A 13,776-nucleotide genomic window follows, 5' to 3' on the forward strand; every position below is an offset into this window, starting at 1 on the left:
ACTCAAGCGCGGTTATAGCCACCGCATGCGCATCCTCCACACCATGCTCCGTGTCGGCGACCTGGAGAAGTCGCTCGACTTCTACACCCGCGTGCTCGGCATGACGCTCCTGCGCCGCCAGGACTACCCGGACGGCCGGTTCACCCTCGCGTTCGTCGGCTATGGCCCGGAGGACACCCACCCGGCCCTGGAGCTGACCCACAACTGGGACACGGCGAAGTACGAGCTGGGCTCCGCCTACGGCCACATCGCCCTGGGCGTCAGCGACATCCACGCCACCGCCAACGCCATCCGGCAGGCCGGCGGCAAGGTCGTCCGCGAGCCCGGCCCCATGAAGCACGGCACCACCGTCATCGCCTTCGTGGAGGACCCGGACGGCTACAAGGTGGAGCTCATCCAGCAGAAGACCTGACCCACCCCCGGGGTGCCCTCCCGTGGACACGGGGGGCATGGGCAGGCAGGCGGACGGGACTTTCCGCTCGATGTTTCGCGCCTTCCGCTCGCGGTGTCCCCGGGAGGGGTGTAGAGAGGCCCGCGCGCATCGCAGCGAGGCGCGCACCCTCCCCCTCTTCTTTCGAGGCCGTCGTCATGGTGGAGAGTCCCCAGAGCCAGAACGCGCTGTCCCCCGACGAGCTTCATGAGGCGTGGGCCGTGCTCTCCGTGGACGAGCGGCTGGAGGGCTTCCGCCTGCTGCCCGCGGCGGTGGCGGACGACTTCTTCCTGGGCCTCAGCGCGCGCGAACAGGGCGAGCTCATCCTCAGCCTCCCCCCCGGCGAGCGCCGCACCTGGGTCCGCCTGCTCCCCCCGGACGACCTGGCCGACCTGGTCCAGGCCGTGGAGCCGGAGCAGGTGGACGCCATCCTGTCGCAGCTGGACGACGCCAGCCGCCGCGAGGTGAACGTCCTGCTGGCGTACTCGGAGGACGACGCGGGTGGCCTCATGAACCCGCGCTTCGCCCGCGTGCGCCCGGACATGAGCATCGACGAGGCCATCGGGTACTTGCGCAAGCAGGCGCGCGAGAAGGTGGAGACCGTCTATTACGCGTACGTGCTGGACGCCGAGCAGCGGCTCCAGGGCGTGCTGTCCCTGCGTCAGCTCTTCCAGGCCGCGCCGGACAAGCGCGTGGCGGACGTGATGATTCGCGACGTCATCACCGTGGCGGAGAACACGGACCAGGAGGCGGTGAGCCGCACCTTCTCCGAGCACAGCTTCATGGCCATGCCCGTGGTGGACGAGCAGCGGCGCATGAAGGGCATCGTCACGGTGGACGACATCGTGGACGTGGTCCAGGAAGAGGCCACGGAGGACATCCAGAAGGTCGGCGGTATGGAGGCCCTGGACGCGCCCTACTTCGACGTGGGCTTCATGGCGATGCTCAAGAAGCGCGCCGGCTGGCTGATGGTGCTCTTCCTGGGCGAGATGCTCACCGCCACGGCCATGGGCTACTTCGAGCACGAGATTGCCCGCGCCGTGGTGCTGAGCCTCTTCATCCCGCTCATCATCAGCTCCGGCGGCAACTCCGGCAGCCAGGCCACCACGCTCATCATCCGGTCGCTGGCCCTGTCGGAGATGCGGCTGAAGGACTGGTGGCGCGTGGCCCGGCGGGAGCTGAGCACGGGCCTGGCGCTGGGCCTGGTGCTGGGCCTGGTGGGCTTCCTGCGCGTGATGGTGTGGCAGGCCCTGTTCCACAGCTACGGCGACCATGCGTTCGTCATTGGCCTGACGGTGGGCGTGTCGCTGGTGGGCGTGGTGATGTTCGGCACGCTGTCCGGCTCCATGCTGCCGTTCATCCTGCGGCGCGTGGGCTTCGACCCCGCGAGCGCGTCCGCGCCCTTCGTGGCCACGCTGGTGGACGTGTCCGGACTCGTCATCTATTTCACGGCGGCCAGCCTCTTCCTGCGCGGCACGCTGCTGTAGTGGGCGACGCTCCCGGGTCCCATGATTCCCACCACCCGCCGTCGCACCCTCACCCTCGCGGCGCCTGAAGCCCCCGGCCGTCCCATGCACGTCTCCGCCGCCAGCGGCCTGGTGCGCGCGGGGGACTGGCTCTACGTCGTCGCGGATGACGCGCTCCACCTGGCCGTGTTCCCCGCCACCGGAGACGCGCCGGGCCACACCGTGCGCCTCTTTCCGGGCGAGCTTCCGGATGAACACGCGGCTCGCAAGGCGGCGAAGCCGGACCTGGAGGCGCTGTGCCGGCTGGGCCCCTCCGCGTCCTTCGCGCACGGAGCGCTCCTGGCCCTGCCGTCCGGGTCCACGCCCGCGCGGCGCCGCGCGGCGGTGCTGCCCCTGAACGCGGACGGGACGCTCGCGGGCGCACCGCGCACGGTGGACTGCACGTCGCTCTACACGCAGCTGGAGCGCGAGCTGGTGGCGCTCAACGTCGAAGGCGCGGCGGTGGCGGGCAAGCGGCTGCGGCTGCTCAACCGGGGCAACGGCGAGGGCGGCGTGGACGCGCTGGTGGACCTGGACCTGGACCGCGTGCTGGGCAGCCTGGACGCGGGCGTGATGGGGCCGGAGGCCGTGCGCACCGTGCGCCGCTGGGAGCTGGGTGAGGCCAACGGCGTCCGGCTGTCCTTCACGGACGCGTCGCCGCTGCCGGACGGGCGCGTGGTGTTCACCGCCACGGCGGAGGCTTCACGCGACCGCGTGGCGGATGGGCCCGTGAAGGGTTCGGCGGTGGGTGTGCTCGCGCCGGATGGCACGCCCGTGTACCTGGACGCGGTGGACGCGCCCGTGAAGCTGGAGGGCGTGGACGCGCGCGTGGAGGGTGGCCGCGTCCACGTGCTGCTGGTGGCGGACGCGGACGACCCGTCGGTGCCCGCGCCGCTCCTGGAGGCCGCGCTGCCCGTGCCGGGCTAGCTAGCCGCCGCGCTTCACCAAGAGCGGCCCGAAGGACTGCACCACCGGCATCATGGAGATGACGTTGATGTTCACGTGCGCCGGGCGCGTGGCCACCCAGTGCGCCGTGTCCGCGACGTCCTCGGGCGTGAGCGGCTGGGTCTTCTCGTAGAGCGAGGCGGCCTTCGCGTCGTCGCCCCGGAAGCGCACGTTGGAGAACTCCGTGCCGCCCAGGAGCCCCGGCTGGATGTCCGTGACGCGCACGGCGGTGCCGTGCAGGTCCGCGCGCAGGTTGAGCGTGAACTGATGCACGAACGCCTTCGTCGCGCCGTACACGTTGCCGCCGGGGTACGGGAACTCGCCCGCGATGGAGCCGATGTTGATGACGTGCCCCCGGTCGCGCGCCACCATGCCCGCGAGCGCCTCACGCGTGCAGTACAGGAGGCCCTTCACGTTGGTGTCCACCACCACGTCCCAGTCCTCCAGCCGCGCCGCCTGCGCGGGCTCCATCCCCAGCGCGAGCCCCGCGTTGTTCACCAGCACGTCCACCTGCGCGAAGTCCGCCGGCAGCGAGGCGAACGCCGCCTTCACCGCCGCCTTGTCCGTCACGTCCAGCGTCACCGGCAGCAGCCGCTCCCCCAGCTCCGCCTTGAGCGCGTCCAGCCGGTCGCCGCGCCGTCCGGCGGCGATGACGCGCGCGCCCTCCTTCACGAAGCGGCGCGCGATGGCCTGCCCGATGCCCGCCGTGGCCCCTGTCACCAGCACGATCATGTGAATGTCTCCTGAGGTCAGTCGCCGCGGTCGCGGGCGGCTTCCTCGGCGGTGCCACCCATGGCTTCCACGGAGGTGCGCGCCTGCTTCGCCCGGTCGAACGCCACCTCCTTCTTGCCAATCCCCTCCACCGTGAGGTTGGCCAGACGGCGGCGGGCCCGGGCGATGGCGTCCTGCACGAGCGACGGGTCGGGGTGCGTCTTCAGGCACTCCACCCAGGTCTCGATGGCCTTCTCGTTGTCCCCCGCGTCCGCGCGCAGCTTGCCCATCTCGAAGAGGGCGTACGGCGCCAGCTCCGAGTCCGGGAAGCGCGTGCGCAGGTCCGCGTAGGTGCGCAGGGCCTCCTGGCGCTTGCCCTCCACCATGGCCAGCGCCTGCGCCTGGAGGAAGAGTGCGTCGTCCACGTAGGGGCTGGTGGCGAAGCGGTCCGGCAGCTTCTTCGCCTCCAGCTCGCACTGCGGATAGTCCTGGAGCTCGAAGTACGTCTTGGCCACCTGGTACTGCAGCTCCGCGCTCTGCGGCGGGTTGCGGTGCAGCGCGGCGGTGAGCTGATCAATGGAGCCGCGCAGGTCGCGGTAGTGCACCCGCAGCAGCTCCGCCAGGATGATGCGCGCGTCCAGCGACTCCGGCGCCTCCGGGCACTGCTGGATGAGCTGGCGGTAGACGCTCACCGCCTCCTTCACCTTGCGCTGCTCCAGCCAGTACACGTCCGCCGCGCCCTTGAGCGCCCGGGCGCGCATCACCAGCGCCTCCGGGGACTCGTCGCGCAGCAGCATCTCGTAGGCCTTGCGGTACTCCACCAGCGCCTCGTCCGGACGCTTCTCGAAGATGGCGTCGCGGGCGCGCTGCATGTGGTCCACCGGCTTGTCCCGGCACCCCGTGACGGCGAGCGCCCCCACCGCCAGGACGCAGGCCCAACGCGACAGCCGCCGCGTCATTGGCAGGACTCCGGGATGAGGCGCACGCAGCGCGTCTCGTCGCAGCGCACGCACTCGCGCTCGGAGGAGACGTCCGTCACGCACACGGAGACGCGTGACGTCCTGGGGCAGTCCTCGGACGTCACGCAACGGTAGAGGCCCCCGTCGGTCCGGGTGATGTCCACCGGCGTCGAGCCGCAGTTCTCCAGGTCGTTGCATCCCAGGAGCGCCGCCGCCGCGACTGCCATTGTTGCCACCAAGGCGCGTTGCACGGCTGTGGGTTCTAGCCAACTTCCGACCTCGGGTCACGAACCGTGCGCCCGCCTGCCCGCCCGGAAGCAGGAGTTCCCCGATAAAGCGAGCACCCATGCATGGCCAGCGTTTCGCCCTCCGTGCTAGCCCTGCCGCGTCACGCCTTTCCCCTCTCGCTCCAGGAGTCCGAAAACCATGAGCCTTCCCTCTCGTCCTCGCGCGGTGGTGACGGGCGCCGGCAGCGGCCTGGGCCGCGCGTTGTGTGAAGCGCTGGCGGCCCGGCAGGCGCGGGTCATGGTCTCGGACATGAACGCGGCCAGCGCGGAGCAGACCGCCCGCCGCGTCACGGAGCTGGGCGGCGAGGCGCGCGTGCACCCGTGCGACGTGACGGACCCGGACGCGGTGGAGGCGCTGGCGCGCGCCACGGACGAAGCGTTCGGCGGCGTGGACCTGGTGGTGAACAACGCGGGCGTCGCCACCGGAGGCGCGGTGGGCACGCTGCCCCTGTCCGAGTGGAAGCGCGTGCTGGACGTGAACCTGTGGGGCGTCATCCACGGCTGCCACGCGTTCGTGCCGCGCCTGAAGAAGCAGGGCTCCGGGCACGTGCTCAACATCGCGTCCGCCGCAGGGCTCGTGTACGCGCCGAACCTGGCGGCCTACAACACGTCCAAGGCGGCGGTGGTCGCGCTGTCGGAGACGCTCTACGCGGAGCTGCAACCGCTGGGGCTGGGCGTCACGGTGGCGTGCCCCACGTTCTTCCGCACGAACATCGCCTCCGCGGCCGCGCCCTACTCCGACCCGGAGACGCGCCGCATGAGCGTGAAGCTGGTGGACCAGTCGAAGATTGGACCGGAGTGGGTCGCCGAGCGGCTGCTCAAGGCGGTGGACCGGAACGCGCCGCACGTGCTGCCCATGGCGGATGCGCGCTGGTTCTGGCGGCTGCGGCGGCTGGCGCCCGGCATCTTCCTGCGGGGCGTCATCGCGGTGGAGAAGCGCATGCGCGAGCGCACCGCGCGCATCCCCGGCTAGCGGCGCTGGACTTCAGTTGCTGCGCTGCTGCGTGGGCGCCTTGCCGGACGTGAGCACGGCGGTGTCCACGGACGCCATCGAGTTGCGCTGCTTGACCATCCGCGCCTTCTGGTTCTGCTTGTCCTCGTGCTTGAGGATGGCGGCCATGTGGGCGTCGGCCACCTTGCACTGGATGGCGCTCACCTCCTGGTGACGCCGCCCCAGCTCGTTCCACATGGCGAGCCGTCCCTGGCTGCCCAGGAGCCGGTCCTCGACCGCGTCCAGGGCCTGGTCCATCTGCTTGCCCTCGGCCTCCAGGACCGCGAGCCGCGCTTCGGAGTCCTCCGGGGATTGCCCGCATCCGGTGGACACGGCGAGCCCCACGGCCACCGCCATTCCGAGCCACATCCGCCGCATCCCCACGTCGCCTCCCAGGTGTCTCGGGCCGTCCACCGGCCATCAGGCAGCGCAAGGTAGGAACGGGCCCTGGGAGCGACAACCCGAACGCCAGCCGGGGAGGTAGGCGTTTCCAGGAGCGAACGTTTGGGCACCTTTCCTGTCCCACCGGTTTGACGGTGAGGCAGAAGGGCCGTGAATTCATTTACGGCTTCGCGGACTCGGGCGCGGGTGCCACCCCGCCGTCCGTGGGCAGCGGATCCCGGTACGTGAAGTGGAAGGTGTAGGGCACATCCACCGGCATCTCGTTGTACTGCTTCGCCTGGATGAGGCGGATGGACTCGGTGATCTGCTCGTAGCTGACGGTGGCGTCCCACTTCGTGGCCTGGCATCCCTCCGCCCGGCCGGCCTTGGTGATGACGCACTTCACGACGGCTTCGCCCTTCACGGGCCGCGTGCTCGCGCACCCCGCGAGGCACAGGACTCCCGCGAACCACATTCCCCACTTCATGCGGTGCTTCCCCCTCTTCACATCACGGCGCGACGCGCGGCCGGTGCTTCAGGATGAACTCACACACCTCGCGCGCGGCGCCGAAGCCCGCGGCGCGCTGGGCCACGTAGTGCACCTGCGCGCGCACCTCGTCCGGCGCTTCCGGCACGGTGGCGGAGAAGCCCACCGCGTTGAGCAGCGGCAGGTCCACGACCTCATCGCCCATGTAGCCGCAGTGCTCGGCGGACACGTTGAGGATGCCGAGCAGCTTCTCGAAGTGCGCCACCTTGTCCTGGCTGCCGAAGTGCACGTGGCGCAAGCCCAGCGACTGCATGCGCATCTGCGCGGACAGGCTGTCGCCACCGGAGATGGCGGCCACCTCGATGCCCACCTCCTGCAGGCGCTTGATGCCCATGCCGTCACGCACGCTGTACATCTGCGTCCAGCCGGAGTTGGGCACCCAGAAGATGCGGCCGTCGGTGAGCGTGCCGTCGATGTCGAAGATCATCACCGACAGGCGCGCCACCCGCGCCTTGAGCGACTCCAGGTCCTGGTTCATGCCGTGCCTTTCGCTACTTGGGCACGGCCTTGAGCGAGGCCTTGCCGTCCTTGATGACGACCTTGAACTCCACGGCCTTCGCGTTGTGCTGCTTGAGCAGCTCCGGCACCTGCTTGCGCAGCGTGGCGGCCACCGACTCGTAGGACAGCTTGGACGTGTCCTCCTGGCAGCGGCGCTTCGCGGTGACGTACGCGTCGTACACCGCGCGCAGCTTGTCGTCGGACATGCCGCCACCGGGGCCGGCCGCCGCCGGACGGAGCGCTGCCGCCGCGGGAGCCGCCGCCGGTCGTGGCGATTGCTGCGGAGCCGCCGCCGGAGCCTTCGCGGCCATGCCCGGAGGCACCGCCGGACGTCCCGCCGCCGGAGTCCCGCCTGGAGCCACCGCGGGCGTCACCGAAGGCAGCTTCGACGTCCCCGCCGCCGGGGTCCCCACGGGCGCGATGGAGGGCAGCCCGCTCACGGGCGAGACGGCCGGAACCGACTGCTTCGGCGGCACCAGCCCCGCGGGCGTCCCCCGGGGCGCGCCGGCCGGCTGCGCCGCGACGGGCGCCGCCGCCGGAGTCCCCCGGAAGGGCGTGCCGCTGGGGGCCTGCTGCTCCGCCAGGTACTCCGAGGCGAGCTTCGGCTCGTTGATGGGACGGCGGCCGGTGAGCTCTTCAATCTCCTCGAAGTCCATGTCGTCGACTTCTTCGGGGATCTCCACCACGCCCTTCTGGCGGTCGCCCGTGGCACCGGCCTGCTTCGTCCCGGCGCGGCGGCGGGCCTTGGCCAGGTCGCGGCGGTAGGTGCCGGCCTCAATCTCCTGGAGCGTGCGCGTCCACAGCCGCTCGTAGGTGAGGAACTTGTTGTGGAGGCTCTGCACGCGGAACTTCACCGACGTGCTGCGGATGAAGGCCCCCTTGAGCTTCAGCATCCGCTTCTTCAAATCTTCATGCGCGCGGATGGGCGCCTGACGCTCCATGCCCATGAAGTACTGCTCGTAGCTGTGGCGCAGCTCCGCGATGGCCGCCTCCAGCTCCTCACATTGCTGAAGGGCGGCTTCGCTGGAGGAACTGGCGTCCTGTTGCGCGGGCCGGGCCCCACCTTTGGCGGCGGGCCGTGCGTTGTCGGGCGGCGGCATGTTCCCGGGAGTGTCCCCAACCCGGGCGCGGCTCGCAACCTCAGGCCGCCGACGGTGTAGGCCCCAGGCCAGCGGCCTCACCCGCCGGTCGGTGGCGCGCCATCAGCAGTGCACCGAAGGTGAACATGCACAGGGAGATGAACTGGCTGGTGGACACGTTGTACCAGGCCTCCAGGGGCACCGCCCCGGCCAGCCCCTGGGCCCCCAGCGACTCCAGCAGGCCGTGCAGGGTACCCCGCTCCAGGTCGCCCCGGAACAGCTCCACCGAGGTGCGCAGGCAGGCATAGGCCATCAGCCACAGGGCGAAGATGTGCCCGTGGAAGCGGCGGAAGCGGCGCGCGTACAGCAGCGCCACGAAGAGCACCAGCTGCCCCACCGACTCGAAGAGCTGCGTGGGGTACACCGGCAGCGTGGTGCCATGCTGGGCCACCCAGTCGGAGATGCGCACCGCGCCCGGCGCGGCGTGATGCAGCACCTGCCCGGTGGCCTCCACCACGAAGCGGTCGTCCCCGGCCTGCGAGCCATACGCCAGGCTGGACGCGCCCCCCAGCCGGCCGAACAGGTCCTGGGCCAGCCCCGAACCCGGGAAGGTGACGCCCGTGTGCGAGTGGCTCCCGGCCATGTCGCCCCAGCAGCACCCGGCGGAGAAGCAGCCCAGGCGCCCCAGGCACTGCCCCAGCGACACGGTGGGGATGCACACGTCCGCCAGCCGCAGGAAGTCCAGGTCGTACCTGCGGGCGAAGAGGAACGCCGCCAGCCCCGCGCCAATGAGGCCGCCGTAGAACACCAGCCCGCCGCCCAGGGAGAAGGCCTGCGTCCAGTCGCGCGCGTAGTCCTGCCAGTTCACCAGCACGAACAGCACGCGGCTGCCCACGAGCCCGCCCACCAGCACCCAGAACGCCAGGTCCATCACCTGCTCGCGCTTCTGGGGCCCCTCCGTGTCCACCCAGCCCTTGCCGGGCACCAGCGTCACGCGGCGCCACTCGTCCTGCGCCAGCCGGCCCGCCACCGACACCGCGGTGACGAAGCCCGCGGCCAGCAGGATGCCGTAGGTGTGCAGCGGGATGCCCTCACCGTGGCCGCCGGGAAAGGCGTCCTCGGGCAGCGCGTACTTCAGGCCGAAGTACGCGAGGAAGCCGCCCACCGCCGCGAACCCCACCGCGCGCAGGAGCTTGTCCTGGAGCGGCGCGGGGCCCTCGTTGCCCGTCTTCTCGTCCACCGGCCCCAGCGTGCCCCTCCAGCCGTTGACGGCGACGGAGGCCACCACCCCCACCGCGGCGGCGTACAGCAACAACTGCATCCACAGCGTGGTGAAGGACAGGCGCAGCAGGACGGGGAGCATGGGAGACCTCTAGACCTTCATGAAGCCTTCGCGGGCGTGGAGGCCTCCGGCTTCTCCTTGCGCACGAAGGCGTCCACCACGAGCATGCCCACGCCGATGCAGATGGCCATGTCCGCGACGTTGAACGACGGCCAGGCGGCCTTGTCGTACCAATGGGCCTCCAGGAAATCGATGACGAAGGCCCGCGCCACGCGGTCGATGTAGTTGCCCAGCGCGCCGCCCAGCACCAGCGGCAGGCCCCACAGCGCCCACACCTCCGCGGGGTCCGTGCCGGTCAGCTTCCGGAAGTAGAAGACGATGAGCAGCACCGCGCCCACGCTCACCAGATGGAAGAGCGGGCCGCGCACGTTCGGAGGCAGGTTCCTGAACATGCCCCACGCCGCGCCCGGGTTCTCCGCGTAGCGCAGGCGGAAGAAGTTCTCCGCCACCTCCACGTGCGTCTTCGGCTGGAAGTGCAGGCCCCGGAAGCCCGGTTCTTGCGCGGGCGAATAGAACGCGCCCAGCCGCTCCGACAGCGTGGTGGCCCCGTCGAAGCGGGTGGTGAGATCGCGCACGACCAGGTACTTCGTCCACTGGTCCAGCACGATGACGCCCAGCGTGAGGGCGAGGAGGATGACGTATTTGCGCGGCACGGAGAGGGCTTATACCAGCCCACCCCCGCGCGTCACGGCTGCGGGCTGCTGCCCTGGGGCAGGGGCTGCGCGGCGGCGGCTTCCGGACGGCGCAGCGAGTCCAGCAGCATCAGCGCCACACCCACGCAGATGGCCGCGTCCGCCACGTTGAACGTGGGCCAGCGCATGCCCGGCTGGTTGCGCCAGTGCCAGTCGATGAAGTCGATGACGTAGCCCCGGATGAGCCGGTCCACGAAGTTGCCCAGCGCGCCGCCGGTGATGAGCGCCAGCGACACGCGCACCAGCTTCTGCGACGGCTCCGTCTTGCGGTACAGCGTCAGGATGAAGCCCAGCGCCACCAGGCTCACCACGTGGAAGAACGCCTTGCGCGCCGTCTCCGGCAGGCTGGAGAACATGCCCCACGCCGCGCCCGGGTTCTCCACGTAGCGGAAGTGCCAGTAGTCCTCGATGAAGCGGTACGGCCGGGTGTTCTTGCGGAACACGCCCTCCACCGGAGGGTCGTTGTCCAGGTTCTGCTCGCTCAGGAAGCCGGACACGCGGGCCAGGCCCTCGCGCCCATCCAGCGCTTCCGTCAGCCGGGACACGGCCAGGTACTTGGTCACCTGATCCGCCGCCAGCACGGCGAGGACCACCACGAGGAGGAGGCGGAGGGAGGCTTTCATGCGGTGCCCGAACCTCTATCGTGCCCCCGGGAGCCCTGACAACCCGGACCCGGGCCGCAGGCCACCGGCCCGCCTGCCCTCTTACTCCCGGAGTCCGCCCGTTTCGGGCATGGTGCGCCCATGGCGCCTGTTGAGCCCGACGTGAAACCTTCCACTCCCGACATTGCCCCACCCGGAACCACCACGCCTCCGGCGGCGAAGCCGACGTTGATGGCCCGCTTCAAGGCGTTGCTGCTGGAGTACGGCCCGGTGGCCTTCGCCCTGTACTGGCTGAGCTTCGGCCTGTCGCTGGTGGGCTTCTGGGCGGCCATCCGCGCCGGCTTCCAGCCGGAGGGCGCCGGCGCGCAGGCGGGTGCGTGGGGCGCGGCCTACGTGGCCACGCAGGTCATCAAGCCGCTGCGCCTGGGCGCGGTGTTCGTGCTGACGCCGCTGGTGGCGCGCATCCCGCCGGTGGCGCGCTTCCTGGAGCGCAACCGGCACAAGTGGAGCGACCTGCTCTGAAACGGCACGGGCCAGGCACCGGGGAGCTCCCGATGACCGGCCCGCGTTGCCCGCGCAGCGCCCGTTAGAAGTTGGGCGTGCGGAACGTCTTGATGACGCCCATGTGCTGCATGCTGGAAGCGCCGCTGTCGGAGTTCAGCGCCGGGTAGATCTCCGAGATGGGCGTGTACACGCGGCTGTCGAGCACCAGGCCGTTGTTGAAGGTGCTGCTCCCGATGACGGTGGGCACCTGGTACTGGCGCAGGTCCGAGTCCACGAGCACGTGGTCGTAGGGCTTGCTGCGAGAGGCGTTGGTGCCGTCCTTGCCGTTCTTGTCCACCGGGTGCGGGCCCGCGGTATCGACCACCTGCTTGAAGGTGGTGATGCACGCCTCGGAGCGGGAGTCGGTGTTGAAGTCACCGCCGATGGTCAGGTAGTCGCCCTCGGGGATCTTCCCCTTGATGTAGCCCACGAGCTGGGTGGCTTCCGCGTTGCGGTTGCTGGAGCTGCTGGTGAGCAGGTGGACGCTGACAGCCCAGAGGTCACGCGGCCCGGGGATGTCGATGCGGGCCCAGGCGAAGTCGCGGTTGGAGACCTTGGCATCCTTCCACTCGCCCGACTCGATGATGGGGTAGCGGCTGATGATGCCGTTGGGGATCTGCGCGCCGGTCTCGCGGTAGTAGTAGAAGCCCGCGCCAATCATGTCGACCATGGAGCGCATGTCCGCGGCCGAGTCCGACTTGTAGTTGAACTCCTGGATCATCACGACGTCGGGCTTCACGCCCTGCATCAGCCGGATGCCGTGGCCCGGGTCGTAGTCCTGGCCGTTGCCGCTGGTGAGATTGGCGGCCATCAGGCGGATCTGCGTGTAGCCGCCGTCGGTGTCCGTCTCGCCAATCGTGCCCGAGTCCGCGGAGCCACCGTCCGTCTCCGAGCCCGCGTCCGTCGAGGAGCCGGCGTCGGTCGTGGAGCCGGCATCGGTCGCGGTGCCAGCGTCGGTCGCAGTGCCCGCGTCGATCGTGGAGCCCGCGTCGGTCGTGGTGCCCGCGTCCACTGCGGTGCCGCCATCCTCGGAGCCCGGGTCCACGTCGGTTCCAGCGTCCTCGGAGGTGCCCGCGTCGTCCGTGGACTGTCCCGCGTCGGAGCCCGCATCCTCGGTGGTGCCCGCGTCGGTGCGGGTCCCGGCATCCACGGAGGTCCCCGAGTCCGGAGGAGTGATGGGCTCTTCACCCTCGCCGCAAGCGAGGGCCAGGAAACCCATCGCCACGAAGGGGCGGAGGAACGGGGGGAGCTTCATTGCCATGCAGGGCCTGGATCCTTGCTTCCGAGGGTATCGAGGGGGGTGACCCGTCGGCTTCGGCGCGCCGACTGGCGCGTGATTATAGAAGTTTGCAAGAAGGCTGTCCCCTGACGGCCCGTGAGGATTGCGCCACTGCGTTTCAAGAATCCGAGAGTTTCACCGCCCCAGAGCTGGGGAAGGCGGGGATTCAACGCAAGACATCACGGGAATTGGCTACGACGCAGCAGGACGTGAGGAATCCAGGATGTCACCACGGCAGCTCACGGTGCGGATCCACGGCGCACTGAACGACTTCGTCGCACCGGAGCGCCGGGGGCAGGCGTTCACGCACGTGCTGCAGGGCAGCCCTTCGGTGAAGGACCTCATCGAGTCGCTAGGACCACCGCACCCGGAGGTGGACGTGGTGCTGGTGGACGGAGCGCCGGTGGGCTTCGCGCACCGAGCGGAGGAGGGCACGAGCCTGGATGTGTATCCGGCGTCGGATGCATCTGCGCCGCGGGTGGCACGAGTGGGGCCGCCCCTCCCGGAGATGCCGCGCTTCATCCTGGACGTGGGGTTGGGGAGGCTGTCGGGCTTCCTGCGGATGCTCGGCTTCGACACGCTCTGGCGCAACGACTACGCGGACGACCAGCTCGCGCGCCTGTCCCACGACGAAGAGCGGGTGCTGCTGACCCGGGACCTGGGCGTGCTGAAGCGCTCGGAGGTGGTGTACGGCTACTTCCCGCGAGAAACGGATCCGGCGCACCAGTTGGTGGAGGTGGTGCGGAGGTATGGCCTGACCTCGCGCATGAGGCCCTTCTCCCGCTGCATCGCGTGCAACGCGTCCCTGGCAACAGCGACGCCGGAAGAAGTGCAGGGCCGCGTCCCGGAAGGCGTGACCCAGCGCCACAAACACTTCCAGCAGTGCCCCGGCTGCCAGCGCGTCTTCTGGCCCGGCACGCACCACGAACGCATGCAGAACTTGGTGGAGACGCTGCGCAAGCTGGAACAGTCCGGCTGAAAAGCA

General features: G+C 70.2%; 17 protein-coding genes. 6 read left to right on the forward strand and 11 right to left on the reverse strand.

The window, feature by feature from the left end; all coding sequences use genetic code 11:
- Positions 1-25: 25 nt before the first annotated feature.
- From gloA to ACX114_RS37850, 3 genes are all read left to right on the forward strand, one after another.
- Positions 26-412, forward strand: coding sequence for a lactoylglutathione lyase (gloA, locus tag ACX114_RS37840; protein ID WP_120621752.1), 387 nt, complete (start codon positions 26-28; stop codon positions 410-412).
- Between the two features lie 176 nt (positions 413-588).
- On the forward strand, positions 589-1,917 hold the full coding sequence (gene mgtE, locus ACX114_RS37845; RefSeq protein ID WP_459292587.1) for a magnesium transporter: 1,329 nt from the start codon (positions 589-591) through the stop codon (positions 1,915-1,917).
- A 21-nt stretch (positions 1,918-1,938) separates the two neighbouring features.
- On the forward strand, positions 1,939-2,862 hold the full coding sequence (locus ACX114_RS37850; RefSeq protein WP_459292589.1) for a DUF6929 family protein: 924 nt from the start codon (positions 1,939-1,941) through the stop codon (positions 2,860-2,862).
- Here ACX114_RS37850 and ACX114_RS37855 read toward each other — a convergent pair whose 3' ends face one another.
- The 3 genes from ACX114_RS37855 to ACX114_RS37865 are packed head-to-tail and all read right to left on the reverse strand — an operon-like array spanning position 2,863 to position 4,777.
- A complete protein-coding gene (locus ACX114_RS37855; protein ID WP_459292591.1) occupies positions 2,863-3,612 on the reverse strand; it encodes an SDR family NAD(P)-dependent oxidoreductase in 750 nt (249 codons plus the stop codon).
- Between the two features lie 17 nt (positions 3,613-3,629).
- A complete protein-coding gene (locus tag ACX114_RS37860; RefSeq protein WP_459292593.1) occupies positions 3,630-4,550 on the reverse strand; it encodes a tetratricopeptide repeat protein in 921 nt (306 codons plus the stop codon).
- The gene (locus tag ACX114_RS37865) at positions 4,547-4,777 is read right to left on the reverse strand and encodes a hypothetical protein (protein ID WP_171423096.1); all 231 of its coding nucleotides are present in this window, start codon (positions 4,775-4,777) and stop codon (positions 4,547-4,549) included. The genes ACX114_RS37860 and ACX114_RS37865 overlap by 4 nt, the downstream gene beginning before the upstream one ends.
- Before the next feature lie 199 nt (positions 4,778-4,976).
- Here ACX114_RS37865 and ACX114_RS37870 point away from each other — a divergent pair, with 199 nt between their 5' ends.
- The gene (locus tag ACX114_RS37870; RefSeq protein ID WP_459292595.1) at positions 4,977-5,810 is read left to right on the forward strand and encodes an SDR family NAD(P)-dependent oxidoreductase; all 834 of its coding nucleotides are present in this window, start codon (positions 4,977-4,979) and stop codon (positions 5,808-5,810) included.
- A 12-nt stretch (positions 5,811-5,822) separates the two neighbouring features.
- On the opposite strand, the gene ACX114_RS37875 is transcribed toward ACX114_RS37870, so the two are convergent.
- From ACX114_RS37875 to lspA (ACX114_RS37905), 7 genes are all read right to left on the reverse strand, one after another.
- Positions 5,823-6,197, reverse strand: coding sequence for a hypothetical protein (locus ACX114_RS37875; protein ID WP_459292597.1), 375 nt, complete (start codon positions 6,195-6,197; stop codon positions 5,823-5,825).
- 193 nt (positions 6,198-6,390) lie between these two features.
- On the reverse strand, positions 6,391-6,696 hold the full coding sequence (locus ACX114_RS37880) for a hypothetical protein (protein ID WP_459292599.1): 306 nt from the start codon (positions 6,694-6,696) through the stop codon (positions 6,391-6,393).
- A gap of 22 nt (positions 6,697-6,718) precedes the next feature.
- Positions 6,719-7,234, reverse strand: coding sequence for a KdsC family phosphatase (locus ACX114_RS37885; RefSeq protein ID WP_459292601.1), 516 nt, complete (start codon positions 7,232-7,234; stop codon positions 6,719-6,721).
- Between the two features lie 13 nt (positions 7,235-7,247).
- The gene (locus tag ACX114_RS37890) at positions 7,248-8,354 is read right to left on the reverse strand and encodes an MXAN_5187 C-terminal domain-containing protein (RefSeq protein ID WP_459292603.1); all 1,107 of its coding nucleotides are present in this window, start codon (positions 8,352-8,354) and stop codon (positions 7,248-7,250) included.
- 40 nt (positions 8,355-8,394) lie between these two features.
- Positions 8,395-9,696, reverse strand: a complete 1,302-nt coding sequence (locus tag ACX114_RS37895; protein WP_459292605.1) for a prolipoprotein diacylglyceryl transferase — start codon at positions 9,694-9,696, stop codon at positions 8,395-8,397.
- Between the two features lie 17 nt (positions 9,697-9,713).
- Positions 9,714-10,328, reverse strand: a complete 615-nt coding sequence (lspA, locus tag ACX114_RS37900; protein WP_459292607.1) for a signal peptidase II — start codon at positions 10,326-10,328, stop codon at positions 9,714-9,716.
- Positions 10,329-10,360: 32 nt separating this feature from the next.
- Entirely contained in the window at positions 10,361-10,990 is a 630-nt protein-coding gene (lspA, locus tag ACX114_RS37905; RefSeq protein ID WP_459292609.1) for a signal peptidase II, read from the reverse strand.
- Positions 10,991-11,131: 141 nt separating this feature from the next.
- On the opposite strand from lspA (ACX114_RS37905), the gene ACX114_RS37910 reads away from it, so the two are divergent.
- Complete coding sequence (locus ACX114_RS37910) at positions 11,132-11,491, forward strand: hypothetical protein (RefSeq protein WP_269012855.1); 360 nt, start codon at positions 11,132-11,134, stop codon at positions 11,489-11,491.
- A 64-nt stretch (positions 11,492-11,555) separates the two neighbouring features.
- Here ACX114_RS37910 and ACX114_RS37915 read toward each other — a convergent pair whose 3' ends face one another.
- Positions 11,556-12,773 (reverse strand): endonuclease/exonuclease/phosphatase family protein, encoded by a 1,218-nt coding sequence (locus tag ACX114_RS37915; protein ID WP_459292611.1) that lies wholly within the window; start codon positions 12,771-12,773, stop codon positions 11,556-11,558.
- Between the two features lie 241 nt (positions 12,774-13,014).
- On the opposite strand from ACX114_RS37915, the gene ACX114_RS37920 reads away from it, so the two are divergent.
- Complete coding sequence (locus tag ACX114_RS37920; RefSeq protein ID WP_459292613.1) at positions 13,015-13,770, forward strand: Mut7-C RNAse domain-containing protein; 756 nt, start codon at positions 13,015-13,017, stop codon at positions 13,768-13,770.
- Positions 13,771-13,776: the final 6 nt, after the last annotated feature.

The organism is Corallococcus sp. M7 (assembly GCF_054512695.1).

Coding starts and splice junctions, on each gene's coding strand:
- gloA (WP_120621752.1), top strand. CDS start 26: ATGCGCATCCTCCACACCATGCTCCGTGTCGGCGACCTGGAGAAGTCG.
- mgtE (WP_459292587.1), top strand. CDS start 589: ATGGTGGAGAGTCCCCAGAGCCAGAACGCGCTGTCCCCCGACGAGCTT.
- ACX114_RS37850 (WP_459292589.1), top strand. CDS start 1,939: ATGATTCCCACCACCCGCCGTCGCACCCTCACCCTCGCGGCGCCTGAA.
- ACX114_RS37855 (WP_459292591.1), bottom strand. CDS start 3,612: ATGATCGTGCTGGTGACAGGGGCCACGGCGGGCATCGGGCAGGCCATC.
- ACX114_RS37860 (WP_459292593.1), bottom strand. CDS start 4,550: ATGACGCGGCGGCTGTCGCGTTGGGCCTGCGTCCTGGCGGTGGGGGCG.
- ACX114_RS37865 (WP_171423096.1), bottom strand. CDS start 4,777: ATGGCAGTCGCGGCGGCGGCGCTCCTGGGATGCAACGACCTGGAGAAC.
- ACX114_RS37870 (WP_459292595.1), top strand. CDS start 4,977: ATGAGCCTTCCCTCTCGTCCTCGCGCGGTGGTGACGGGCGCCGGCAGC.
- ACX114_RS37875 (WP_459292597.1), bottom strand. CDS start 6,197: ATGTGGCTCGGAATGGCGGTGGCCGTGGGGCTCGCCGTGTCCACCGGA.
- ACX114_RS37880 (WP_459292599.1), bottom strand. CDS start 6,696: ATGAAGTGGGGAATGTGGTTCGCGGGAGTCCTGTGCCTCGCGGGGTGC.
- ACX114_RS37885 (WP_459292601.1), bottom strand. CDS start 7,234: ATGAACCAGGACCTGGAGTCGCTCAAGGCGCGGGTGGCGCGCCTGTCG.
- ACX114_RS37890 (WP_459292603.1), bottom strand. CDS start 8,354: ATGCCGCCGCCCGACAACGCACGGCCCGCCGCCAAAGGTGGGGCCCGG.
- ACX114_RS37895 (WP_459292605.1), bottom strand. CDS start 9,696: ATGCTCCCCGTCCTGCTGCGCCTGTCCTTCACCACGCTGTGGATGCAG.
- lspA (WP_459292609.1), bottom strand. CDS start 10,990: ATGAAAGCCTCCCTCCGCCTCCTCCTCGTGGTGGTCCTCGCCGTGCTG.
- ACX114_RS37915 (WP_459292611.1), bottom strand. CDS start 12,773: ATGGCAATGAAGCTCCCCCCGTTCCTCCGCCCCTTCGTGGCGATGGGT.
- ACX114_RS37920 (WP_459292613.1), top strand. CDS start 13,015: ATGTCACCACGGCAGCTCACGGTGCGGATCCACGGCGCACTGAACGAC.